Raw genomic sequence first — 26,423 nt, forward strand, 5'->3', positions numbered from 1 at the left:
AAACGACATTGCATGAATCAGGCCAAAATTCATTTTTTTGTATACACAAATGATCTTTGGTGTGTACGATTTGAAGGGGCGGTGACAACGAGAAGATGAGATGAACTACACGTACGGACTTGAAAACGAGCCATTCTCCCAGCAAAAAGATGATGTTATTTATCAGGCGTTGCTCAATGCCATTGTGGAACATCAGCTGTTGCCGGGAACAAAATTGCCAGAAGAAGCGCTGGCCGAAGTGTTTGATGTGAGCAGAACGGGGATCCGAAAGGTCTTGCAGCGTCTCGCGGTGGTGCAAATGGTCACGTTAACGCCCAAGCGTGGTGCGCAGGTATCGACGCCTTCGGTGGAGGAAGCGCGGGAAATTTTTCAAACGCGCCGTTTTATCGAATGCGCCAATCTCCCCGAGGTGGTTTCTCACTGTCGCTCTCCTCATCTGGCTGCATTGAATAAGCTGATCCTTGCGGAGCAGCGGGCGCACGCCGATCAAAACGGTGCAGAAGCGATCCGTTTGTCTGCGGCTTTCCATATTCAGCTACAGGCGATTTCCGGCAACACGGTATTAACCGGGATTGTTTCGCAGCTCACGTTACGTTCATCGCTGGTTATTGCCGCTTATGGCTCGCCATGGCAGCAAGGATGCCGATGTCACGATCATCACGATCTCCTCGCACGACTGCGGGATCACGATGTGCTGGCGTTGTCTGAGGCAATGACGCGACATTTCGATGATATTGTCGCCAGCCTGCGTTTTGACCGGGATGAAAATGCCGAGCCTGACTTTGGCCGCCTGTTTGGTCATTTTAAGGAGAAGCTCGCATGAAACCGCTGTTGATTCAGGTGATTAATCCCAACACTAGCCTCGCCATGACGGAAACGATCGGGATGGCGGCGCGGGCTGTTGCTGCCCCTGGAACGGAGATTATTGCGGTGTCGCCTTCTCAGGGGGTGCCTTCTATTGAAGGGCACTTTGATGAAGCGATAGCGGCGGTTGGCGTATTGGAGCAGGTCAGGCTGGGAAAAGCGCAAGGCGTAGACGGGCATATTATTGCCTGCTTTGGCGATCCCGGTTTGCTCGCAGCTCGTGAAGTGGCCAGCAAGCCGGTGATTGGGATTGCAGAGGCGGCGATGCATATGGCAACGCTGGTCGCAACGCGCTTCTCCATTGTCACTACTCTGCCGCGCACCGTGATTATCGCGCGTCATTTATTACAACGTTATGGTTTTGAGCATCACTGTGCCGCACTGCATGCGATCGATTTGTCTGTTCTGGCGCTGGAACAGGATAACAGTGTCGCGCAAAAGAAAGTACGTGAATATTGTATACAATCTCTGCGTCAGGATGGCGTAGGGGCGATTGTGCTTGGCTGCGGCGGCATGGCCGATCTGGCGCAAGAGCTGACTCAAGAACTGGCTATACCGGTCATTGATGGCGTTAGCGCTGCCGTCAAGCTGATTGAGTCGTTGTCAGCATTGGGGCTGACGACCAGTAAGCACGGCGATCTGGATTATCCTATCGTCAAACCGTTGAGCGGCATGTTTAGCTCTTTGCGTTAAGGAATAAGACAATGGAAAAAGAATCTGCCGCACTGATAGAGATTACCGATGGCGATTATCCACGCGATCTCATTGGTTATGCCGGAAAGCCACCGCACGCTAACTGGCCAGGAAACGCCAGAATCGCGGTGCAGTTTGTGCTGAATTATGAAGAAGGTGCGGAAAATAATGTGCTCCATGGCGATGCGGGGTCGGAACAATTTCTGTCCGATATTATTGGGGCGGCGAGTTATCCCGATCGTCATATGTCAATGGACTCACTGTATGAATATGGTTCGCGCACAGGATTTTGGCGTATCCATCAGGAGTTCCAACGGCGCGGTTTGCCGCTGACGGTATTTGGTGTCGCGATGGCGCTGGCACGTAATCCGGCGATTGTCGAGGCGATAAAATCGGCGGACTATGATGTGGTGAGCCACGGCTGGCGTTGGATTCATTATCAAAACGTGGATATCGATACAGAACGTGAACACATGAATAAAGCGATCGACGTGCTTACAGCACTATTCGGTAAGTCTCCACTGGGCTGGTATACCGGTCGGGATAGTCCTCATACTCGTCAGTTGGTCGTCGAACAAGGCAATTTCTGGTATGACAGCGACTATTATGGTGACGATCTTCCGTTTTGGATGCCAGTGAAAAAAAGTAATGGCGATGTGCACCCGCATCTCATTGTCCCGTATACCCTTGATGCGAATGACATGCGTTTTGCCTCACCGCAGGGCTTTAACAGCGGTGAACAGTTTTTTAGTTATCTGAAAGACAGTTTCGATGTGCTCTATGAAGAAGGGGAAACGGCACCTAAAATGTTATCGATCGGTATGCACTGTCGCTTACTCGGGAGGCCTGGGCGTTTCCGTGCGTTACAGCGTTTTCTTGATTACATTCAGCAGCACGATCGCGTATGGATTTGTCGGCGTCAGGATATTGCGGAGCACTGGCGCCAGCATCACCCGTATGTCGCGTGATGACGCATTGCGTATACCTGAAACAAAAATGGCCGCCGGATGGCAGCCATTTTAGGTGGTTAACGTACTGAGTACGATTAACGGAAGATAGCGTGGGGGTTAACACCGCGATAGGTTTTGCCCAACGCTTTTAATATTTGATTGATTTTGCGGACAACGCGCATCTTTTTTATCCCCACGATTCTTAAATAATTATTGGTTGAAAGTACCAAAGCTGATGTTGATGTTTTCAAACATAGCGATGATTTTGTTCAGCAGTTTCATGGTCATTTCCTCGTTGTTAGTTGATTTGTTTTCTGTGATGCTGTTCACGTTTTTAAGAATACTCGCACTGATATGGGTGGTCAACTTTTTTGTGATGTTAATCACAAAAAATAAACGATCAGTTCGTAATGAATAAACTGCTGTTTTGATTTACGTATAAAAACCTTTTCTGCTTTTTCTTCATACTGATGCATTTTCAGCGAGTTGCCTGCTTGAACACTACCTGTACTGGCCGAGCACTGCCTTGTCGGGCAGATTAAGTGAGATAGGTAAATTGTCTCGATTAGCAGTTGAAATAAGCACGGGGGAAGCGGGATAATCACGCGTTTCACATTGCCAGACACCGTTTTATCCAGCTTGTTTTAATACAGCTTGTTTTAATACAGCCTGTTTTGATACAGCAGTGTCTTGATATAGCAACGTTTCTATACATCGATGTCTTGATAAGACAACGTTTTCCGGTTTTGCATTCAGCGAGTTAATCGTTTGCGTGCGGAGCCATGCGGTTCATGATGCGCCAGTGATGTTGGTGCGCTTGCGGAGCAAGGCCGCGGGAACCGGTCAAATTGATCGTAAATAATAATGGCATTTCAGGGGATACCACCATGTCAAACACCACTCGTCAGGCAGGCTCGCAGGGCACGCTTGATGCTTTTTTCAAAATTACACAGCGTGGCAGTAATGTTCGTCAGGAAGTGTTAGCTGGCCTGACGACATTTCTGGCGATGGTTTACTCGGTGATTGTGGTGCCGAGTATGCTGGGCAAGGCCGGCTTCCCGCCTGCGGCCGTGTTTGTTGCAACCTGTCTGGTTGCCGGGTTGGGGTCGCTGCTGATGGGATTGTGGGCTAATCTGCCGATGGCGATTGGCTGTGCGATTTCACTGACGGCCTTCACCGCGTTCAGTCTGGTGCTGGGGCAACAAATCAGTATCCCTGTGGCTCTGGGGGCGATCTTCCTGATGGGCGTGCTGTTTACCATCATTTCCGTCACAGGCATCCGCTCCTGGATCTTACGTAACTTGCCGATGGGCGTGGCGCACGGAACGGGGATTGGTATTGGCCTGTTCCTGCTGATTATTGCCGCTAACGGTGTGGGTCTGGTGGTAAAAAACCCGATTGATGGCCTGCCGGTCGCGCTGGGTGATTTCACCTCTTTCCCCGTCATTATGTCTCTGTTGGGTCTGGCGGCGACCATCGGTTTAGAGAAGCGTCGCGTACCGGGCGGTATTCTGCTGGTTATCATCGCGATCTCTATTCTGGGACTGATTTTTGACCCGAATGTAAAATACGCTGGCTTCTTTGCGTTGCCGAGCTTGACGGCGGCTGACGGTTCGTCGCTGATCTTCAGTCTGGATATCATGGGTGCATTGCAGCCGATGGTCCTGCCGAGCGTGCTGGCGCTGGTGATGACTGCCGTGTTTGATGCCACCGGTACTATCCGTGCTGTAGCCGGCCAGGCGAACCTGCTCGATAAAGACGGGCAAATCATTAACGGTGGTAAAGCGCTGACCGCAGACTCCGTGAGCAGCATTTTCTCCAGTCTGGTCGGGACGTCCCCCGCAGCGGTCTACATTGAATCGGCGGCCGGTACGGCCGCCGGTGGTAAAACGGGCCTAACGGCAACGGTAGTGGGCGTGTTGTTCCTGCTGCTGCTGTTTGTGTCCCCATTAGCGTATCTGGTGCCTAGCTATGCCACCGCCCCTGCGCTGATGTACGTTGGCCTGCTGATGTTGGGTAACGTCTCCAAACTGAACTTTGACGACTTCGTGGACGCGATGTCCGGTCTGGTCTGTGCCGTATTCATCGTTCTGACTTGTAACATCGTGACCGGTATCATGCTGGGCTTTGGCGCGTTGGTCTTAGGTCGTATCTGTGCTGGTGAATGGCGTAAGCTGAACATTGGCACCGTCATTATCGCTGTCGCGCTGGTGGTGTTCTACGCTGGCGGTTGGGCGCTGTAATCCCTTCCAACAGACCTTCTGGCACTGTCCAGAAGGTCTGTCATTCCTTCAATCATTTTCCACGCCAAACGCGATGTTATGTGCCCTTTTATTAGCTTTGGGTTGATGTTACTTGTGTGATAATCAATCTTGTTATTAATCTCGATTTTGGCCAGAAATCCATTTTCATACCGAACTAAATACGTTAAATATGGAAGGGGTGTTTACTTGCTAACAGGCAGAATTTTTTGATTCAGGAGTACCTCTAAGGAAAGCATGGAAATATTTTTTACGATTCTTATTTTGACCCTGGTGGTCTCCCTGTCCGGGGTGGTTACCCGTATTTTACCTTTTCAAATTCCCCTGCCTTTAATGCAAATTGCGCTTGGTGCCATTCTTGCCTGGCCCCAGTTCGGTTTGCACGTTGATTTCAATCCTGAGCTGTTTATGGTGCTCTTCATTCCGCCGCTGCTGTTTGCTGATGGCTGGAAAACGCCTATGCGTGAGTTCCTGAAACGCGGTCGGGAAATTATTGGTCTGGCGTTGGTTCTGGTACTGATCACCGTGGTGGGCATCGGCTATTTCATCTATTGGATGGTGCCGGGCATGCCGCTGATTGCTGCCTTCGCACTGGCTGCCGTGCTGTCGCCAACGGATGCCGTCGCCTTGTCTGGCATCGTGGGTGAAGATCGTATTCCGAAAAAACTGATGGGCATTTTGCAAGGCGAAGCGTTGATGAACGATGCGTCCGGCTTGGTGTCGTTAAAATTTGCTGTCGCCATTGCGATGGGCACGATGGTGTTTACGGTTTCCGGTGCGACGCTGGAGTTCATGCAGGTCGCGCTGGGCGGGCTGTTGGCGGGCGTTGGCGTGACCTGGATATTTGGTAAATCGCTGCGCGTTATCAGTCGCTGGAGTGGCGATGATGCCGCAACGCAGATCGTGCTGTTGCTGCTGTTGCCTTTCGCGTCGTATCTGATTGCGGAACATATCGGAGTATCAGGCATTCTGGCCGCGGTGGCGGCGGGGATGACTATCGGCCAATCGGGCGTCATCCGTAGCGCGCCACTTGCGATGCGGTTGCGTGCGAACGGCGTGTGGTCGATGCTGGAATTCGTGTTTAACGGCATGGTGTTCATCATGTTGGGCCTGCAATTGCCGGATATTCTGGAAACCTCGGTGACGCAGGCAGAGCTGGACCCGACGGTTGAAACCTGGATGTTGTTTACCGATATTGTGATCATCTATGGCGCTCTGCTGTTGCTGCGTTTCTGCTGGCTGTGGGTGATGAAAAGATACAGCATGCATATTCAGAAAAAGCGCCCGATGATCTTTGCCGAATTTTCCACGCGTGAGCTGTGGATCGCATCCTTTGCCGGCGTGCGAGGGGCGATTACGCTGGCGGGTGTGCTGTCTATTCCGCTGCTGCTGACCGATGGCACCGCGTTCCCGTCACGCTATCAACTGGTATTTATCGCCACGGGCGTTATTTTGTTCTCTCTGCTGTGTGGGGTGCTGGCCTTGCCATTTCTGCTGCGCGGTGTGGTGGTAGCGGACAAAGCGGTGCACGCTAAAGAAATCCGCATGGCGCGTATGGCTGTGGCAGAAGTCGCGATTAAAAGTATGCACAAAATGGAGGAGCGTCTGGCGGCCGATCGGGAGGAAAACATTGATGAGCAGGTGCTGAAAGAAGTCAGCGCACGCGTCATTGGTAATCTGCGTCGGCGGTTAATTGATAAAGATGATCCTGAAAACGGTCTGCTGATTGAGAATCTGGAGAGACGTTTTCGTCTGACCGCGCTAAATTCCGAACGTGCAGAGCTGTATCACTTGCGTGCCACACAGCAGATCAGCAATGAGACGTTGCAAAAAATGCTACGCGACCTCGATCTGATGGAAGCGCTCTTGATCGAAAATGAGTAAGGCGCGGTGAGGTGATTCCCGTTACCGCGTTGATTTCTTTCTCTTCTTTCTCTTCTTTTTTCTTTCTCACATCCCCATGGCGTAAGCGATGGGGATGTTTCTTATGCGTCTGCTCTAAAAACATCGTCAGGCGATTGTAAACTGCTTGCCACTAAATGATAATGATTGTTATTATCCGTAAGACTTTTCTTAGATGTCGAAAAGTCATAAATAAACGGGTAGATGTAAAAAAAACCAGAAGTAAAAACGGCCTGCACGGTATTAGAACCCTGTGGGGAGAATGGCTGTTTGAAGGACCTGATAAAAAATAAACGGACATTAACCCTGAATTAATTAGGTAATAAGCCACGTTTATAGGGGAAAATTATGCGTGTATTAGTGGTTGATGATGATTCTGTGCTGTGCCATTGGCTGGGGTCTAAATTACATTCCCACGGCCATTCTTGCCGAATGGTGCACGATGGCGCACACGCATTAAAAGCGATCAAGGATGAAGTTTATGATGTCGTTCTATTGGATAGAATGTTACCCATCATGGATGGATTCACGGTATTACGTGAATTACAAGGTTCGCGTCATCCACCTATTATGCTGCTTTCGGCGCTGGATCGTGATGTCGATCGGGTCATGGGCTTAGAGCTCGGCGCAGAAGATTATCTCGGCAAGCCTTTTAATTTTAATGAGCTTAGGTTACGTCTGGATATTATGGCGCGGCGTGGTAAACGCCATGCAGATAATCCTTCCATGCTGACTTTCGAAGATCTGCAACTTGACCGTATGCAGCGCGTCGCATGGCGCGGCGGCAAGCGTATCGATCTCACCGATAAAGAAATCAAGTTGCTGATTATATTGATGGAAAACCCCGGTCAGGCGATTACACGCACAATGCTGTTAGAGCGAGTATGGGGCTACAATTTTGATCCGCAGACCAACCTTATCGATGTTCATATGTCAAAGCTGCGAGCGAAAATTGATAAAGGCTTCCCGCGTCCCTTAATTAAAACGCTGAGAGCAATGGGCTACGCATTGGGCGCGGTAGATAAGGACAAAACCGATGTTGGCAGCCAGGCTGAATAAAATAAAAATAAAGAAGCTAGGGCAGCGCTGGCAGGTAAAAATAAAACACTGGCAATTACTGGGGGCAAGCCAATATCCCGGCTTTTTATGCACCTCTAATTTTCGTCAGGCAATAACCATTGTTTTTCTGTTTTTATTGATGATGCTGATGTGTATTGTCGGCTTCAGTTCACTCAGCGAAACCTTGATTAGAACGCATGTCCGTGAAGTTATTCTGGGTAATATTTACGATTACTCGATGCAGTCGCGTTTAACCAATGCCGATAGCCTGATCGCGCAATTTCGTCAGGATAATCGGGCGAAAGGGGATGAATTACCGCTGTTTCTGGTGATGAATAAAGACGGTGATATCCTGTATCACAATCACCCTCTAAGAACGTATTCTCTAAAGGCACTTCCTCTCAATATTCACCCTCTGGAAATGCGGCAGCACACCGATTGCCGGATGGATGTCAGTTGTCTTAAGGCCGAAATTTCCAGTCCAGACGACCCCAATCTGATCGGTTTGTCCGTCATGCTGGATGACGGGGGCGTGCTGTTTACCGCCTATAATATTCGGCCCATGTTAGAACGGGTGAGGACCATTCCGTTGGTGGCGGGGGCGGGGCTGTTTATCGTGCTGCTTTTCTGCCTGTTCGTCAGCCGCCATTTCAGCTTACGCAGTTTACGCAGCGTGGAGAAAATCCGTGCGGCGCTGCATCGCTACAGCAGCGGCGAGCAGCAGGTGCGTATGCCACTGTCGTCTTATGACGATGATTTTGACAGCCTGAGCGCCGACATTAACCAGAATCTGGAGCGGATTGAGCGCCTGATGGAGCAGGTGCGCAACACATCAAGCCATATCGCACATGAGTTGCGTACGCCGCTGACGCATCTGCAAAACCGCCTGTTCAACCTGACGGAGCGAGCAGGGCTGGATAACGACATTCGGGGTGAGTTGAATCTGGCGGTGGAAGAGGTGCACAAAATTCTCGGACTGTTCCGTACCGTAATGCGCATCGGTGAAATCGAAAGCGGACGCTGCGTACACCAGTTTGAGAGCATTGAGGCGCGCCAACTGCTGGAAGAAATTGCCGAATATTATCAGCCGCTGGCGGAAGAACGCGGCTGTCACCTGAAGATTGAAATCAACGCCGGCATCCAGCTCTTTGGTGACCGGGCGCTACTGTTTCAGGCGCTGGCCAATCTGGTAGAGAATGCGCTGAAATACGCGGCGCAGGGGAAATACATCACCTTGAGTGTGACGCTGTATCGCGGCTGGATCGCTCTGAGCGTTGCTGACCGTGGTCCGGGTATTCCGCCCGCGCTTCATGCCAAGGCGCTACAGCGTTTTCAGCGTCTGGATACCTGGTTTCAGTCCGGTTATGGGCTTGGGCTGTCTTTGGTTCAGGCGATTACTGATCTGCACGGCGGCAAGCTCTATCTGGACTCCTCTGAGCCGGGTTTGAACGTCTATCTGTGTCTTAATCGCTGTTAATGCGTTTTTTCTTACGATGAACAGACGTGTAGCGAGCGATTTATCTCCGAATTGTCATGATACACCTCTCTCAATTTTTATGAATATCCCTGCAAAAAACATGAATATTTATTAATTTTTTCTGCAATGTAAATCGTGTTAATTACTGATTTTTTATTGATAATTTTTTGTATGAAAAGATTAACGAATATTAATGTTCTGCTGCTTGCGGCGTTTGATAATAAGTCTCATTATTAATTTTATTATCATCATGGCACCCCCGAATTCCCGAGTAGGCCATGATTTCTTTGGCTGCGAATTAGAGAGTCTTCCCATGAAAAATATGAAAGCAAAACTGCGTTCTTTCCTGCGTGACGAGAGCGGTGTAACGGCAATCGAATATGGCATTCTTGCGGCGGCAATGGCGGCAGCAATTGGCGCTATTTTCGGTGGCGACGGTATCTTCGTAAAAGCGCTGAATGAAAAATTCACCCAAATCGCCGATCAGATTACCGGCACGGGTACCAGCGGCGGTACATCTGGCGCAGCGAAATAAGCGGGCGATGGCGGATTACGCGCATTGGCTGCAGACGGCGCTGCTGATGGGCTGTCTACTGTGGTGTATCAGTACCGACCTGTTAGTACGCAAAATTACCAATCGGGCGGTACTGATTTTATTGCTGGGCTGGCTGTTCTTCAGTGCTTCACACGTCCTGCAATCCGGTGCGGTGGATATGTTGGCGCTACGGAAAACGCTTTGGGCGCTGCCTGGCGCGGCGGGAGTATTGGTTGTGGGATTTTTGCTTTTCCTCACCGGAAGATTAGGTGCCGGGGATGTGAAGCTGATGAGTGTGCTGTGCCTGTGGGTTGGGCACGGGCACCAGATTGTTTTCGTCATGGTGACGGCGCTGGCTGGCGGTGTTTTGGCGCTTAGCCTGCCGCTGCTGAATACTGTCCCCACAGCGGTGGCGATGGGCGTTCACACCACCAACCGGATATTCAAGAGTCGGTTGCCTATGCCACCCGCGTTGCCCGCCGATCTTTCTCAAGGCATACCTTACGGCGTCGCCATTGCGTTCGGTGCGATGTATGTCCTGATTTTTCCCTTGTTTTAATTCTGTCGCAGCTTTAAGACACACACGCTAGGGTAGGCAAGTTGAAATGAAAGTGAACTCTACATACGTACTGTCAGGCGCGCTCGTTCTGGCAGGCATTGTTGCGCTGGTGGTGCGTAGCCAGCTCTCTTCTGAACCCCCTGCGCCGCCTCCGGTGGTCGCTAAAGCGCCGGAACCGCTCGCCGTTCTAGTGGCTGCGAAAGATCTTCATCCTGGTGATTTCATTGATCCTGCCTCATTGCGTTGGCAGGTGTCGGAAGAACCCGTTTCCCGCACATTCAATTTTATTCGTGGTAAAGACAGCCAGTCTCTGCTGCTGGGCGCAACACTGCGTGAAACCGTAGCGGAAGGTGTTCCACTGACCAGCAATGTATTGGTTAAGCCGAATGAGCCGGGCTTTGTCGCCGCCGTGCTGCGTAAAGGGATGCGGGCTATCTCCGTCCCTACAAGCGCTATCGCGAGCAATGCTGGGCTAGTGTCGGCAGGCGATCGTGTTGATGTGATCCTCAGCATGAGGCGAGACGATCAGTCTGAGTTACCCGCAAGCCGTAACCAGCCTGTCGTGATGCCGCTGTTGGCGTCACAAACAATCGCTCGCGATTTACGCGTATTGGCGCTGAATGACAGAGCCGGTACGCCGGTATATCCACGTTTGGATGCGATGGAGGATGGCGCGATGCTTGATGCCACAGCCAAAAGCCGTGAGCCCGCCGTGCGTTCTCGTCCTGCCACCTATCAAACCGTTACGCTGGAAGTGACGCCGCAGCAGGCCGAAGAACTAGCCGTTGCCAAAGAACTGGGCATTCTGCATTTGGCGCTACGCAGTGCTGATTTGGATGATGCGGTCGATCCAGCGACAGGGCGACCCCATGTGACCACGGTTCCGCGCGCGACCGATATCTACGGGGTGCTATCAGCAGGATCCGGTGAACGCAAAGTGAAAATCTATCGCGGTGAGCAAAAAGACGTGGCGACATTCCCCTCCCGATAAGACGAGTACGCAATCTGACAGCCTGCGGGGAGCCGCGAGTTGCTCATGGAAAAATGAAGCCCATTACGGAAATTAAGTAAATGACGATGTTTTCGCTGTTTTTGAAATCGGACTTTCGGGGTACGTGCAAACGATTGCTGGCCGCAGGCCTGTTTAATGCGGTATTGCCTGTCACACTGACGACGATGATGTTGCCTGCGACCACGCTGGCTGCCGGGGTATCTGAAGTGGCTGAAACCAACGTGGTGCACTTGACCGTGCATCAGGGACGGTTGTTGCAACTCGACGCGCTGCCGGACAGCGTGCTGGTGGCCGATCCGAATATCGCCAGTTTTGAACTGCCTTCACCGGGTAACCTGTTTGTCTATGCCAAAAGCGTCGGCACCACTACGCTCTATGCGATGGATGAAAACGGTAATGTCATCAACGCCATTCGTCTGGTATCTGAGCACGATTTGAAAGCGCTGGGTGAACGCATGAAGCGTGAATTCCCCGGTGCAGATATCCAACTGGAAGCGTCGATTCCCAGCGGCGTGATTGTACGCGGCAGCGTCGATACCCCGCAGGATGCCAAACGTGTCATCGACAGCGTGCAGGCTTACATCAGCGCGTCCTCAAGCGGTGGTCAGGGCGGCGGTGGAGACGGTGGAGGCAAATTGCCAGGCTCCAGCGAATCGTCCGGCAAGGTGATCAACCAGCTCAAAATTAAAACGCCTTCACAAATCAATATTCAGGTGCGCGTGGTGGAAGTATCTCGCAAGTTGACCAGCGAACTGGGCTTCAACTGGGCGGCTTCATTGAGCACCGGCAGCGGGAGCATGAGTGCGGGCAGCGGATCGCGTCTGAATCTGTTTAATGCCACGACCGGAAGGTTTTCTAACCCAACGGATGCGGGATTTCTGAGCTTTGGACGCTCCAGACTGAGCGGATTGTTAACCGCCATGAACGAACAAGGCATGGCAACGGTATTGGCTGAACCTAATCTGACGGCGATGTCCGGGGAAACCGCGGCGTTTGCGGCGGGCGGTGAAGTGCCGGTCGTGGTGATCACCAACAATAACGTCAACATCGATTACAAATCCTACGGCGTGATTCTGCGTATGACGCCGACGCTGCTGTCTGCCAACCGCATCAGCCTGCACATTGCGCCGGAAGTCAGTGAACTCACGGATGTAGGTTCCGTACAGTTGGAAGGGGGATCGCGTATTCCCGCCTTAACGGTACGTCGTGCGGATACCACGGTAGAGCTGGCTAGCGGACAGAGCTTTGCGCTGGCAGGGATGCTGCGCAGTGCGGGTAGCCAGACGATAAACGGCGTGCCGGGGTTAAGTAGCGTCCCGATGTTTGGTCGCCTGTTTGAAAGTGAAGCTACCAGTCAGGAAGAAACGGAACTGGTGATTATCGCGACCGCTTATGTGGTTGAACCCGTGAATGCTGGCGATCTTCAGACGCCGGGGAAAGGTGTGAAAATGCTGGATGCCTCCATGCCGCGTTCTGCATCTGTCGGCTATCTCTACTAAGTCCACGAGGGGCAATGAATATGACCACGATTAACAACAATCAGCCTCCGTTACGCCCGCTGCACCTGCGCGCAGCGATGCTTACCGCTGTTTTTCTGCTGGCAGGATGCGGATGGAATAAGTCGGTTAACGATGTACGTATGCAGCGCTTTGACCAGCCAGGGCTTCAACCCATTGCCGTCCAGCCTTCATCGGTGTCCGTGCTGTTATTGGCCGCGCCTAACGGGCGGGGGTTCCTGCCCGAGTCTCTGAAGCAGCTCAATATCATGTTGAAGGATCAGGGGCGGTTATCTGCACAGACGCTAACGCTGATCCCGCACAGCGCGAGCGGCGAGCAGATGGCAGGGCGACTGGCGACCGTGCTGAAAAATGCTGGCGCTAATCCACAGAAGGTGAAACAGATGCGCCGCTCTACCGCGAGCGGTCAGAACGGCGATCTGGAAGTAATCTCCGAGGCGCTGGTTGTTAAAACGACCCGTTGCACGATCAATGATCCGAATCAACTGATGGTGAAGCCCTATGAGGCGATTGGTTCTCTCGGCTGCGCCACGCAAAACAATCTGGCGATGATGGTGGCTGAACCACGCGATCTGATTCAGGCGAAAGCGCTGGACGATGCGGATGGCGTCGCGGCGGTCAATAGCATCGAACGCTATCACTCAGGTGAAGTGAAAGAGCTCATCGACATTAACTTTGAAGAAGATTAAGGGCGTGACATTCCATGAGTGAAATTACCCCTAACGATGGTGAAGAACTGGCGCTACCGCTGGTGGCGTTTGCCAATGATGCACGCGATGTGTCCGATATCAGCGATCTCTTCACCCGCCTGAAACAGCCTGATGTTCCGGTGATGTCCGGTGGTATTACTGCCGCTCGTCAATGGTGCGAACTGAACGTCCCGCCACGTATTTTACTGGTAGATCTGGAGGCAGAGCACTGGCCGCTTCCCGCGCTGGAAGAGCTGCTGAGCGTTTGCGGCCCCACCAGCCAGGTGATTGCTATCGGCAAAGAGCAGGATGTCGGTTTGTACCGTGCGTTACTTCAGGCTGGCGTGGTGGACTATCTGGTGAAGCCATTCACGCTGGATCTGCTGGCGGCAACGTTGGCGAAGTGTGAAGGCCAACAGGCTGGGCCGGAATATGCCCGTATGGGCAGGACGATTGCGGTCGTTGGTGCCAGCGGCGGCAGTGGGGCAAGTACCGTGGCGATGGGGCTTAGCCGCCTGCTGTCTGGTGAACGTCATTTACCTGTGGCGCTGGTGGATTTTGACCGCCGTAACGGTGACCAACTGCTGCTGCAAGGGCAAACCGATGACGCGGGTCTGGCGGCGGTGTTGGGGACACAGGAGCTGGATACCCGACTGCTGCAACGCGCCATGTTGCGCGTGGATACCCGTCTGCACCTGCTGGCGCAGAAGCCAGAGCTGGGCGAGTTGAGCCCGGTTGAGGTGGATAACGTACTGAACCTCGGTGGCGCGCTGTGTCGCATGTTCAATCAGGTGATCTGGGATCTGCCCAGCAGCTACCCGACCGGGGCGCTGGACGTGCTGACTTACGCGGATCTGCGCATCATCGTGACGGAATTGACGCTTCAGGATGCCCGTAATGTACGGCGCGTGCTGAATGAGATCGGCGACGAAAGCGAAGGGCAACGCCTGTTGATGGTGCATAACCAAAGCCGTTTTGCCACAGCCGCGCCGCTCAGTCGCGATCAGTTCGAACAGTTTACTGGCCGGAAGATTGATGTCGTGCTGCCGAATGCGGGGCATGCGTTGGCACAGAGCCTGACGCTCGGCGCATTGAATCTGTCTGCGGCACCTGCTTTCCAGCAGGGATTGCGCCAACTGGTCGATCTGGCCTGCGGCGTGCGCGCCAGACCGGTGGAAAAACGCTGGTTCTCGCGTTGGTTAAAACGTGCCTGATGATGTTCAGCGCTTGCCGTTTTTTAAAGGGTTACGGACTGTTTTTTGGGGTTCAGGATTATGTTAATTCGCAAGAATAACCTGCAAAAAAATGAAGCAGGGAAAAATACGCCTCAGCCAGCGCCTGCTGCCAACGTGGCAGAACTGAAAACGCGCCCGACTGCGGAGAACCGCACACAGCCTGCGGCGAATGCGTCTTCGGGCACCGCTCCGGCTGCCCGCCAGACGGATAACCGGACCAGCCAGCGCCGCATTATCCGCGCACAGCTTTACGATCAGATCGACGCGGGTAAAGCGGCAATGATGGGGCGCGACAAGCTGCTGGTGCAGATCGAAACGGTGATCCGTCGCATCTGTGATGAGCAGCGTTTGCAGCTTTCCCGGCAGGAAGAGGAAGCCATCGCCACCGAAATGCTGGATGAAATGACCGGGATCGGGCCGATCCAGCCGCTGCTGTCGGATGACACGGTCAACGATATTCTGGTCAACGGTGCCGGTCAGGTGTTTGTCGAGCGTTTTGGCAAACTGGAACTGTCGCCGATTACCTTCATTGATGAAGAGCATGTGTTTAACACCGCGCAGCGTATTGCTGCCGCAGTAGGGCGCCGTATCGACGAAGCCAGTCCGATGGTGGATGCGCGTCTGCCGGACGGTAGCCGCGTGAATGTCATCACCTATCCGCTGGCGATTGACGGCACCACGATCTCGATCCGTAAATTTATGCGCCGCAACCTGTCGCTGGAAATGCTGGCAGAGCGTCGTTGCATGTCCTACGCGATGGCGGATGTCCTGAACAAAGCGATGCAGGCGCGCGTTAACGTGATTGTCTCCGGCGGAACAGGCGCGGGGAAAACCACCTTACTGAATGCGCTGTCGCAGAAGATCGGCAGTACCGATCGCATCATTACTATTGAAGATGCCGCCGAGCTGCAATTGCAGCAGGAACATGTGGTGAGGTTGGAAACCCGTCCTGTCAGCGCCGAAGGCACTGGCCGCGTCGATCAGCGCGATCTGATGCGTAACGCCCTGCGTATGCGCCCCGACCGTATCATTCTGGGGGAGGTGCGCGGCGGTGAGAGTTTTGACATGTTGCAGGCGATGAACACGGGCCACGACGGGTCGCTGTGTACGGTGCACGCCAATACCTCGCGTGACGCGATACAGCGTCTGGAAAACATGGTGATGATGGCGAACATGCAACTGCCACTGATGGCGATCCGCCGTCAGATCGCCAGCGCGGTGCACTTGATCGTGCAGATCGAACGTATGCGCGACGGTATGCGTCGCGTGGTCTCCATCACCGAAGTGTGCGGCATGGAGAACGAAGTCATCCAGCTTCAGGATCTGTTCAGCTTCAACATTCAGGGGATGGACGGACAGGGTTTGTTGACGGGGGAATATGTGCAGCACATCCAGCGGCCGCAGTTCTACAGCGATAAATCGCACCTGTTTGATGCACCGTGACGGACGAAGGAGACGCCGATGAGTGACGCACGTCTGAACCTGATTACGCTGCTGGTGTTTTGCAGCGTGTTGATGATGCTTCTGGCGGTCAACGCCTGGAGAAAATCGCGGCAGCAGCGCACGCAGCGCGAACAACGCTGGCAGCAGATTTTAAACGAGGTTAGCCCGTCGGCTGCGGTGGTGGCGCCTGATTCCATTCTGCGGGACGAGATCAAAACGCCGCTGATGGGCATTCCTGTCATTGGGCGCTGGTTGGCGATCCTCTGGGCGCAGATGGCGTTCATCGGCTGGAAAAAGAATCTGCTTCGACGTTCTCTGGCGCTGGCGGCGGTCTGCCTGATACTCGGCATGATTCTGGGACAGCGTACCCTGCTGCCGTTCACGATGGGGCTGGTATTTACGCTGCTGCTGTTTATCAGCATCGGCCTGCTGCTGTTCCGTTCGACGCTGCAAAAACATCTGAAAGCGCTGCGCGAGAGCCTGCCGGAAGCGATTGATGCCATTACCCGCAGTTGTCGGGCCGGTGTGCCGGTTGCGAATACATTTGCGATTGTCGCTGAGCATCTGACCGGGCCGCTGGCGAATGAATTCAAGACGATCGATCACTGGCTGCGGCTTGGTATTCCGTTGCGCCAGGTGATTCAGGCCTCGGCTACGCGGGTGCCGATGTCCGAGTACCGCTTTTTCGTGGTGATTCTGATCATCAATCAGGAAGCCGGTGGACGACTGGGCGAAACGTTGGAGCGTCTGTCCGCCACGCTGCGTGAACGTCGTGAGTTGCAACTCAAAGTGCAATCCAAAACGTCCGAGGCGCGGGCATCCGCAAAGATTGTCGCCGCGTTGTTTCCCGGCTGTCTGGCCTATCTGTATATGAAATCACCGGAGGATTTCAGCTTCTTGTTCTCCGATCCGGTAGGCACGATGGTACTGATTTACGCCTTGTGTAGCGTCTCGGTCGGCATGTTAATCACGCACCTTATGGTGAAACGGATAGGGTAAAGGGAGAGCCATTCATGACGATATTTGACGACCCTTTATTACTACTGGCGCTCGTGTTGATGGTGGCGGGAATTTACCTGGCACGTATGCAGCATAAAACGCAGCAATACAAGCAACTGGAAATTCGCATGCGCGGGCATTTGCCCACGGCCTCTATAGAGGCAGCCTCTCAGGAAAACATCCTGAGAGGCCAGGGAACGACATTATCTCCCCTGCTGGAAAGGCTGTTGCAGCCGCTGGCTACACAGGGCGAGCGACTGTCGGGATCGGAACGCGATCGCCGTAATCTGCGCCGCCTGCTGGATCTGGCTGGGATCCGCCGCAACGAAGCGGTTGGCTGGTTGGTGATGGGAAAATTTGCCGCCGGCGCGCTGCTCGCCATCGCGCTGGTGTGGGGCTGGTTACCGCCCGCTGACCGTGCGGGGCTGACAGGCGTTGCGGCAGGGCTGATTGGTTTTTTTGTCGGTACCATGGTGCCGGAGTGGTGGCTGAAGTGGCGTGCGGCAAGCCGGGGTGAAAAGCTGGCGCGTGCGGTACCGGATGCGCTGGATTTGATGGTGGTCTGCGCCGAAGCCGGCCTGCCGATTGGGCGCGTATTGCAGGTGGTATCGAAGGAACTGGGGCTGTCTTCACCAGAAATGGCGGACGAACTGCACTACACCGCCGCAGAATTACAGATCCTGTCAGATCGTACGCTGGCGATGAAGCATCTGGCGGAGCGCACCCGCGTCAGTGAGATTGAAAGCATGGTGGCGACGCTGATTCAGGCAGAGCGCTACGGTACGCCGCTGTCTCAGGCACTGCGTACGATTGCGGATGAAAGCCGTAAGACGCTGATTCTGAGTCTGGAAGAGAAGGCGGGCAAGCTCCCTGCGCAGTTGAGCGTGCCGCTGATGGCGCTGATTCTGCCGCCGATTATCGCCATTATGGCATCGCCTGCATTGGTGCGGGTGGTTCGTCTGTTGGCGCAGTAGTTTTTATTTCCAGAATATAGTTTTTATTTCCAACGTAGTGTTTTTAAAAACATTGATTCCCGGTATGCACCGGAAATCACAAGCGTTACAACCGATGGAGTGCGTGAAAATGGTCGATCTGGTAGCAAAACTTAAGCGCGGCGCGCCCATGCTGGCACTGCTCATCGTCAGTACCGTGCTGGTGGGATGCGGCAGCTCGATGGCGATTAAAGGCAGTAAGGATGAGGGGCTGCGTCTGGCGCGCTTGCTGCGCGATCAGGGGCGTATTGAGGCAGCAACGGAGGTGTATGCGCGTCTGGATAGCCGTGATGCATTGAAAGGCGCTGAGATGCTGGAGTATGCCAGCGTGGCCGCTCTGGTTCGCTCGCCCCAGCAAACGCTGGAGCTGTACGGACGAGCACGTCAGGCGTTGGGCGGCGATACCAACAAAATGACGCCGGAAGAAGCACTGGCGGTATGTCTGGGCATGGGGCGCGCGCAGCTGGCATTAGGACGTAATGCGATGGCACAGACCGACTTTTCCTGTGCGCTAAAAGCACAACCGACCGATGCTGGTGCCCTGAATGGCATGGGCGTGGTAATGGATGCATCAGGAAAACACGCCGAGGCACGCCAACTGTTTGAAAAAGCGTTGCAGGTGAACCCCGCCGATGTGGCTGCACTCAATAATCTGGCGCTCTCCTGGCTGGCAAGCGGTAACGCAGACAAAGCCATTTCTCTGCTGCGCTCGGTGGATGAAAGCAACGCAACCGGCCGCCTGAATCTGGCGCTGGCTTACCTCTCCGAGGGCAGAGACACTGATGCGCGTGCGGCGCTGGCGACCATTGCACAATCGCAACGTATTGATGGCCTGATCGACGAGTTGAACCAGCGTTTACAGCAGGTGCAGCAGGATAAATCCCGTGGTGAAGCGCTGCTGTTATCCAGTCGTCAGCGCCTGCAATTGAGCGCTCCTGAGTAATGGCGTGGCTTCCTAATCTCGGCCCGTGGCGTGATAGAGGAAGAGGGCAAGGCATCGTGCCACGCCACGAACGCCACTGGCGCAGCACGCACGGCGTGATTGCCACGGAAGTGGCGTTTCTGGTACCGGTCGTGCTGGTCGGGGTGATGATGCTGTTTGAACTGGCGCGCATCGGGCTGGTGATTGCCGCTGGCAGCGCCGCGCTGGATAAAGCCGTGCAGGCTTTCCGCCTCGATAACCTTGCGTCGGACAGTGCGGAACAGATGGGGATCCGCCTAAAGGCACGTATGGTTGAAGCGGGGTACGGCTACCTCAAGGAAGATGATGTCACCGTCAGCGTATTGCACTTCGACAATTTGGGCCAGTTGGGTGGGTTGACCAATGGAAATGGTAGTCAGGACAATCCCAATGGCGAAGAAACGACGACGCTGCCAGTGTGGTCCGTGACGGTGCAGATTAAAAAGGCGTTTATCACGCCATTGCCGGAAGTATTAACGCTGGGAGACACCTTCCGCTACCAGTACAAACATGTGTTTGGGACGGAACTGCGCCATGACTGATTTTTTACTGAAAACCAGTCGTTTATTAAAAACGGGTTATGTGTTGAAACCCCGCCATTTCCTGCACGGGCTCTACCGCTTTTGGTTTTCCCGCCGCGCTTCTACTGCGGTAGAAACCGCGCTGGCGTTTCCAATCGTGCTGGCGATTGGGTCGCTGTGTGCAGATATCTACACCGTCGGGCTGGAACGCACGCGCATGGAACAACGTGCGGGTGCCATCGCGTCGATACTGGCGATGCAGCAGAAGCTCGATGAACAAGGCTTACAAGGGCTGCTTGATGCGGTGTTGCCAACGGAGGGCGCAGGAAACTACCAGTTGTTAATCAGCAACGTGCGCCAGACCGGTGAATTGTACTGGCAACTGAGCAGGGGCACGGCAGAAGCGCTGTGTGCGGAAAGTGAAACACTGCCGGGTGGAGAATATCTTCCCGAACTGCCGGAAAGAGACCGCGAAGAGGGCAGTAAAAATACCTCCATGATGGTGGTTGAGATTTGCCGTCAGGGGAAGGATGTGAGCCTGCTGGGTGGGCTGTCTCTGGGGGGCCTGCTGCACGCCTCGTCAGTCAATCGGGTCGCTATCAACGTGGTGGAGCTGGATGAGGTACTCCGAAAAGAGGCCGGTCTGGAAGAAGAAGAGCAGTAGTTTTGGCTCTTACGATAAATACGGGCTTTATAGGCCTAAAGAGAAGCGGCAATAGACCGCAAACGGCAGTGAAAGTCTCATTGCCGGAATAACGAAACGATTAAGACAAATAACGTGTGAGCCATGTCGTTTTTATTTTCCCGTTTTATGGGCGGGCTGAGTACGCGCTGAATGCAGGAATACAGGATAGGAAAGGATGAAAAAAATCTTACAGAACAGAAGAGTAAAAAAAGACGATAGCGGAATCGCTCTGTTCTGGCGTGAACGCCTGTCCGCCTTTATTCATCAGGAAAAAGGGGCAGGTACAGGGTTTTATGTGCTGGGCGCAATGGCGTTATTGGTGACGGCGGCTTTTATTGTCGATACCTCCACGGCAACCGGCGATGCGACGCAAATCAAACGCGCGACGGATGCTGCCGCGCTGGCTGTCGGACATCAGGCGATCATTAATGGTGAAGAGTACAGCCAGGAAGACATCACGACGCTGGCGTATGAGTACGTCAAAAATAATCTGGGGATGAATAAGGCGCTGAGTGAAAAGCTGGTGGCGGGGGACGTGTCCGTCATGGAAGGGCAAAACAGTGCTACGCGTAAAACCTATACCGTTACTGTCGCTTTTGAAACCAAGCCTAGCCTGCTGAGCCTCGGGGCAAGGAAGCAGGAAGTGTACTCGACATCAGAGATCGTCAACCGTCCGACCGAAATTGCCTTTGTCATGCCAGTGACGGGGGATATGAGCGAAGGGGATATTCGCTCGCTGAAAAGCGTTAGTCGCTCGTTTGTCGAACGCATGCTGAGCAGTGCGGACGGTAAGCGCGACAACCTATGGCTGTCTCTGGTGCCATATAGTCAGTCGGTGAATGTCTATGATGCGGAAGATGCCAACCGTATTCGTCGCTGGTCTATGCCCGGCGCGTTGAACCCAGTGGAATTAACGTCGCTTTTCCGTAGCGGTTATTCCAGTTTGGCTGACCGCCGCATCCCTGACCGACGCGCTAATTTGCTGTGTATGTATCGCGGGCTGGGCCGAGAAGAAAACTTCTTTTGGGATGAACCGCCAGTGGCGCAGTTCGGCATCTATTATCGTCACGATCTACCGCAGAACGGCAGTCCTGGAGCCCCACCTATTTCGTGGGTGGGGCCAAATCCTGATTTTGGGCAGGCGACAGGCGTTAATGACACACGTTGGATGGTGGCTGACCGAGGGTGCCCAAATGCAGCACTGCTTCCACTAACTAATGAGGAAGAAAAACTTAACCAGCGGATCGCTCAGTTCTCTGCTCGTTTCAACGTTAACTACGCCATTGCTATGGGCTGGGCGGCGGCTGCACTGTCACCCAATATGCGTGGTTCCGACGGTTGGGGCGATGCGACGCTGCCGCTGGATTTCAATCTGGACGGCAACGGGGACGGACAAAAGGTCATCGTGATGATGGCGAACACCATCGGCAATTGGTTCGACACTGATGGCTATAACTTCAAGAGCAATCAGTTTTCTGGCAGTACCGGATCGGATGTCACACGCGAGTTTGCACAGCAGCGTTTTCGCGATCTTTGCGCCAGTTTCCGCGCGCGCAACATCAAATTTTATTTTGTCGGCATTCGCCCCGGCGATCCTGAAGACTTTGGCCGCAACCTGTTTGACGCCGAAGCGACACCGGGATTGCTGATTTGTACCGAAGGTGAAAAACGTATGAGCTTTATTGATGGTGCAGGCTTCGGCGCTGAGGGCGTTGAAGATCAATTGATTAGACGGTTGGATCGTATTGCTGGCCAGATCGAAACCGAGGGCGGCTATGTTCGGCTGGTTGAATAACCGCGCAATGTAGCTAGGAATGACGCGCTTTGCCCCTTTTATTACAGGACATGACACGATGACTTTTTCCCGCTCAAAATCTGGTTCAGGCTTAACGCGCGCGCCGCGTCAGGCGTGGGTATTGGAACCGCGCATGATGTTTGATGCTGCCGCCGTTGCAACGGCGGATGCCGTTGCTGCTCAGGTCATCGCCCCTACCGAAAGTGCACCGGGTGTGGATGCTACGCCCGCCCACGGTGAGATCACCATTAACAGCGGGGATACGGGCTTCGCGGCAGTGGATCTATTTAGTGACGTTCGTGTGACCACCGACACGGGTAGCGATAGTAGCGGTAAAGAGCTGACAGAATTGGTGATAACCGTCGATCGTACCGGAACCAATCAAGCATTGGTGGTTGACGGTAGTGAGATTACTCTGCAACCCACAGCCCTTGCCGAAGCTACCCAAAACAGTGGCTACACTTACAACGTCACCGTCAACGGTGACCTGACCACCATCACCCTGAGCATTGCCTCATCAGAGGCTTACCAGCCCGGTGATGTGGCCAAACTAATCGACAGCATTGCCTATAAACCGCTTGACGACACGGTAGCGGGCGGCGATGTAACCGTTACGCTGAAAAGTATTAGCGATCAAGATGCTACGGCGACGCTGGATATTCACGCTACTGTGACTGTCGATAGCAAAGTGAACGTGCCACCGGAGCTGTCCGGCAACCCATTGCAGGAAGCGGAAGCTTTTACCGCTGGCTCATTGGCAGGCTCCACCGAGGTCGCCTATTCCACCGATGGTAGCCATGTTTATGCCGCAGGTTCCAATAATACGATTACCGTTTTTTCCGTCGATAGTACGGGTCGATTAACCGAGCAGCAGCGTTTGGTGGTCGATAATCTCGGCATGGTCAACCACTTGGTGGTCAGTGCCGATGGCAAGTCCGTTTATACCGTTGCGGGCAACGGCAACCTGATTCATCTGAGCGTCAATGTTAATAATGGTGAGTTGGCGTACGTCGACACCATCGCGCTGAAAAGCGGTGGCTCAACCGGTGGATTGGCGATTTCTGATGACGGCAAACAGGTCTACGTGGATGCCACCAGTAATAATGGGCGTGAAGTGTATGTTTACAACCGCGACACTGAAGGGGCATTAACACGGATACAAACACTGGAATCTCACCGTAATGGCATGATCGCCACTGCTGGCGACTATGTTTATGTGATTCACAGTGGCAGTACGTCCCTCGCGCCTCACGAATTAAAGGTGTACCAACGTGATGCGGCTACCGGGGTATTGAAACAACTCGACGGAATTATTCTTACCAAGAAAGGGCAAAGTGCTGTCGATTATGCGCTGACCACTTCTAAAGATGGCAAACTGCTGTACGTGGGCGATCCGACAAGTGACAATATCGCTATCTATCAGTTAGGCAGTGATAATACGCTGACACTGATCAACACCGTCGTCAGCGATAAAATCGGTAGCTTGACCCTCAATAGTGATGGTACTCAACTTTATGCCGCGACCACTACAGGGACCGTGAATGTCTATGCTGTGGCAGAGAGCGGCCGTTTAACGTTGACCGGCAGCAGTGCTGGCAGCACGAATGGCAGCGATATTGCTGTTTCCACTGATGGTAAATCGATCCTGGTATCCGGCAACGGCGTCAGCCGTTATTCTTCCATTCAAACGTTGCTGAACGGGGGGGAAATTACGCTGGCACACGGGCTGACGCTCTCTGATACCAACAATGACCGTCTGGCTGAGGGGCGCGGAGATTACGGTGGCATGACGCTGACCTTGCTCCGTGCGGCAGGTGCGCAAGCGGACGACCAGTTTAGCGTCGCTGAAGGCAACGGCTTGCGCTTGATTGATGGGACAATCATGAGCGGTGATACGGCAATTGCCACCTTCAGCCAGAACGCCGGGATACTTACCGTCACGTTTCTGGCAGGGGTCAGTAAAGCCGATGCCAATGCCACACTGCACCAACTCACCTACCGCAATAACGGCACGGTGACGGATGGCACCGTGGTCAAGCTGGCACTGCATGCGAATGATGGTAAAGCCGACAGCCAGACCGTCACGCTGGATGTGTTAATTACCGATAATACCGCACCTACGCTTGAAGCCAATGCCATTGAAAACCAGATATATGACACTCATGGTACTGTGCTAAACCCATTCAGTAATGCTGCCATCAGCACGGGAGAAATAGGTCAATCTATTATCGAATTGACGCTAAGCATTGATGGTGTGCAGGATGCGACCAATGAATTTATTATCATCGACGGAACCCGCATTGATCTCTCAAAAACTAGTAGCGGAACTGCAGGTAACTACCAGTACACCTATACTCTGAACGACAACAGCGGCACGCTACTTATCAGTAGTGAAACGGGGGTGAATGCTGCTACGGCACAAACATTGGTCAACGGTATTGCCTATGTTAACGATACCGCGCAGGCTACCACCGGCGAGCGTAGCATCACACTGACCAGCCTGCGCGATAATGGCGGTGTAGAGGGAGAAGGTAACGACACTGGGAAGCTTGCTATCAGTGCTACCATCGTTCTGGCTATCAATAATGCTCCAGGCTGGCAAAACAGCGTCACCGATCCTGATACCACGCTCTACTACAATAATGGCACTCTGAGTGGGTACAAGGAATACGTCACCGACATTGAAATTTCCTCCGACGGCAAAACCCTGCTAGTTAGTGGCAGCGATAGCGCTAATGCGGGCGGTACCAGCACTTTGCGTATATACAGCCGTAACGGCGCGACGGGTGAATTAACGCTGGTGCAAACTTTTACTCAAGGTGAAAGTGACAATCCCGATACCACTGTCATTGAAGCCAACGGCTTGAGCGGTATCACTACCATGGTGATGCATGGTAACGATCTGTATGTTGCCGGACACAGCGGTAATGCTGCCGTTTATTCACTGGTGCACTTCACCTATGATGCTGCCACCGGTCAGTACACCTACGCAGGTATTGTGGCAACTCAAGGCGTGGGGAATGTCACAGGGCTAGACGCACAGATTACCGAAATCGTGATTTCTGCCGATGGAAAATCACTCTATACTATCAATGGGTTGACGACGGTTGGTGGCAGTACCGGTAAATCGGTGTTGGCACAATTCTCTCGCGACTTGAATACTGGTGCTCTGACCTATTTAGGTGAGTATCAAGGTGGATCAGCAACACTCGGCATGAATATCCCAAGCGGCATAGTGATCTCTGGCGACGGCAAATCCGTGTACATTGCCAACAGCAGAAACAGTATGATCACGGTGCTTTCTCGCAATACACAAACCGGCGTTCTGACCTACGTTGGCGCAATCAACGACGCCAGCATTAGCGCTGATCCAGACAGTGGAACACGCCCGAGCGATAATCGTTATTTGGCCAATCTGCAAGATATTGCTATTTCGTCTGACGATTCCTTTGTTTATGTAGGTTCTGGACAGCAGGCCACCGTTTCTATTTTTAAGCGTGATGCTAGTGACGGCAGTTTGACCTATGTCGGTACGCTGGATCTCTACAATCGCGGCTACACCCCCAGTAATGCGATTTCGGTAAGCGAGCTCGCACTCTCGTCAGATGGAACCGCGTTCTATGTTGGGATGAGTGGCGGCTCAGTACTGGTATTCAGCCGAGATGTCCTTACTGGTACCTTAACGTATGTCAGCGCGTTAAATACTGGAGCACGTACCAACCACATTGCTGTCAGCCCCGATGGGCTCAATCTTTACAGCGGACGCAGCTCCGGTAGTACTGAGTTAGCGATACTTTCCGCCCTACCTAAGGCCACCTACACCACTGCTGGCCCAGCGACCTTCGCGGAAGGACTAAGTTTCGCTGATGTCGATGCAGATCAAAAGACGGACTATAAAGGCATCACGCTGACAGTAAACCGTGCTGACGGTGCGTCGGTAGACGACCAATTTGGTTTTAAAAATGGAGCCGGGTTGCGTCTGGAAGATGGCAAGGTCATGAAGGATAAGGCTACCATTGCCACTTTTTCGACACAGGATGGTGCACTGACCATCGAGTTTAGCGCCAATGTGGATAAGGCTACCGCCAATCAAGTGTTACAGCAGGTCACTTACCTTAATACCAACACGGAAGCGCCAGTACGGGTTGACCTGACTATCAAGGTTCGTGACACCGGGGGAAAATCATCCGATACCACGGTGGTGTTGCTGCTGACAGACGCGCCCGATGTGGAACCGGACACTAGTGCCCCGGTGTATAACGACAGCGCCGGGC

At 53.4% G+C, this 26,423-nt stretch carries 21 protein-coding genes; all 21 read left to right on the plus strand.

What is annotated here, in order from left to right; all coding sequences use genetic code 11:
• Window positions 1-100: 100 nt before the first annotated feature.
• Window positions 101-823 (plus strand): GntR family transcriptional regulator, encoded by a 723-nt coding sequence (locus tag ACKQAD_RS16110; protein ID WP_409161079.1) that lies wholly within the window; start codon window positions 101-103, stop codon window positions 821-823.
• Window positions 820-1,557: an aspartate/glutamate racemase family protein gene (locus ACKQAD_RS16115; protein ID WP_409161080.1), complete on the plus strand. Its 738-nt coding sequence runs from the start codon at window positions 820-822 to the stop codon at window positions 1,555-1,557. The genes ACKQAD_RS16110 and ACKQAD_RS16115 overlap by 4 nt, the downstream gene beginning before the upstream one ends.
• Before the next feature lie 11 nt (window positions 1,558-1,568).
• Window positions 1,569-2,525, plus strand: a complete 957-nt coding sequence (gene puuE, locus ACKQAD_RS16120) for an allantoinase PuuE (RefSeq protein ID WP_409161081.1) — start codon at window positions 1,569-1,571, stop codon at window positions 2,523-2,525.
• Window positions 2,526-3,394: 869 nt separating this feature from the next.
• Window positions 3,395-4,750 (plus strand): NCS2 family permease, encoded by a 1,356-nt coding sequence (locus ACKQAD_RS16125; RefSeq protein WP_409161082.1) that lies wholly within the window; start codon window positions 3,395-3,397, stop codon window positions 4,748-4,750.
• 255 nt (window positions 4,751-5,005) lie between these two features.
• Entirely contained in the window at window positions 5,006-6,652 is a 1,647-nt protein-coding gene (locus tag ACKQAD_RS16130; protein ID WP_409161083.1) for a Na+/H+ antiporter, read from the plus strand.
• A 366-nt stretch (window positions 6,653-7,018) separates the two neighbouring features.
• On the plus strand, window positions 7,019-7,729 hold the full coding sequence (locus ACKQAD_RS16135; RefSeq protein WP_409161084.1) for a response regulator transcription factor: 711 nt from the start codon (window positions 7,019-7,021) through the stop codon (window positions 7,727-7,729).
• Window positions 7,707-9,206 (plus strand): sensor histidine kinase, encoded by a 1,500-nt coding sequence (locus ACKQAD_RS16140; protein WP_409161085.1) that lies wholly within the window; start codon window positions 7,707-7,709, stop codon window positions 9,204-9,206. Before ACKQAD_RS16135 ends, ACKQAD_RS16140 begins: the two co-directional genes overlap by 23 nt.
• Before the next feature lie 313 nt (window positions 9,207-9,519).
• Complete coding sequence (locus tag ACKQAD_RS16145) at window positions 9,520-9,741, plus strand: Flp family type IVb pilin (protein WP_010295686.1); 222 nt, start codon at window positions 9,520-9,522, stop codon at window positions 9,739-9,741.
• A gap of 7 nt (window positions 9,742-9,748) precedes the next feature.
• Complete coding sequence (locus ACKQAD_RS16150) at window positions 9,749-10,300, plus strand: A24 family peptidase (protein ID WP_409161100.1); 552 nt, start codon at window positions 9,749-9,751, stop codon at window positions 10,298-10,300.
• A 46-nt stretch (window positions 10,301-10,346) separates the two neighbouring features.
• Entirely contained in the window at window positions 10,347-11,291 is a 945-nt protein-coding gene (gene cpaB / locus ACKQAD_RS16155) for a Flp pilus assembly protein CpaB (RefSeq protein ID WP_409161086.1), read from the plus strand.
• An 80-nt stretch (window positions 11,292-11,371) separates the two neighbouring features.
• A complete protein-coding gene (locus ACKQAD_RS16160; protein WP_409161087.1) occupies window positions 11,372-12,811 on the plus strand; it encodes a type II and III secretion system protein family protein in 1,440 nt (479 codons plus the stop codon).
• Window positions 12,812-12,831: 20 nt separating this feature from the next.
• The gene (locus ACKQAD_RS16165; protein WP_409161088.1) at window positions 12,832-13,518 is read left to right on the plus strand and encodes a CpaD family pilus assembly protein; all 687 of its coding nucleotides are present in this window, start codon (window positions 12,832-12,834) and stop codon (window positions 13,516-13,518) included.
• Window positions 13,519-13,532: 14 nt separating this feature from the next.
• Complete coding sequence (locus tag ACKQAD_RS16170) at window positions 13,533-14,732, plus strand: CpaE/TadZ family protein (protein WP_409161089.1); 1,200 nt, start codon at window positions 13,533-13,535, stop codon at window positions 14,730-14,732.
• Window positions 14,733-14,792: 60 nt separating this feature from the next.
• Entirely contained in the window at window positions 14,793-16,196 is a 1,404-nt protein-coding gene (locus ACKQAD_RS16175; RefSeq protein WP_409161090.1) for a TadA family conjugal transfer-associated ATPase, read from the plus strand.
• An 18-nt stretch (window positions 16,197-16,214) separates the two neighbouring features.
• On the plus strand, window positions 16,215-17,195 hold the full coding sequence (locus ACKQAD_RS16180; protein WP_409161091.1) for a type II secretion system F family protein: 981 nt from the start codon (window positions 16,215-16,217) through the stop codon (window positions 17,193-17,195).
• Window positions 17,196-17,209: 14 nt separating this feature from the next.
• Window positions 17,210-18,169 carry a type II secretion system F family protein gene (locus ACKQAD_RS16185; protein WP_409161092.1) on the plus strand — a complete coding sequence of 320 codons (960 nt, stop codon included), beginning with the start codon at window positions 17,210-17,212 and terminating at the stop codon, window positions 18,167-18,169.
• Between the two features lie 109 nt (window positions 18,170-18,278).
• A complete protein-coding gene (locus ACKQAD_RS16190) occupies window positions 18,279-19,130 on the plus strand; it encodes a tetratricopeptide repeat protein (protein WP_409161101.1) in 852 nt (283 codons plus the stop codon).
• Complete coding sequence (locus tag ACKQAD_RS16195) at window positions 19,130-19,690, plus strand: hypothetical protein (protein WP_409161093.1); 561 nt, start codon at window positions 19,130-19,132, stop codon at window positions 19,688-19,690. The genes ACKQAD_RS16190 and ACKQAD_RS16195 overlap by 1 nt, the downstream gene beginning before the upstream one ends.
• On the plus strand, window positions 19,683-20,333 hold the full coding sequence (locus ACKQAD_RS16200) for a TadE/TadG family type IV pilus assembly protein (RefSeq protein ID WP_409161094.1): 651 nt from the start codon (window positions 19,683-19,685) through the stop codon (window positions 20,331-20,333). Before ACKQAD_RS16195 ends, ACKQAD_RS16200 begins: the two co-directional genes overlap by 8 nt.
• 196 nt (window positions 20,334-20,529) lie before the next feature.
• Window positions 20,530-22,149, plus strand: a complete 1,620-nt coding sequence (locus tag ACKQAD_RS16205) for a Tad domain-containing protein (RefSeq protein WP_409161095.1) — start codon at window positions 20,530-20,532, stop codon at window positions 22,147-22,149.
• 58 nt (window positions 22,150-22,207) lie between these two features.
• The coding region (locus ACKQAD_RS16210; RefSeq protein WP_409161096.1) for a beta-propeller fold lactonase family protein at window positions 22,208-26,423 on the plus strand (4,216 nt) is incomplete at its 3' end.

The sequence above is a fragment of the Pectobacterium artocarpous genome, from assembly GCF_046159765.1.
GTDB lineage: Bacteria > Pseudomonadota > Gammaproteobacteria > Enterobacterales > Enterobacteriaceae > Pectobacterium.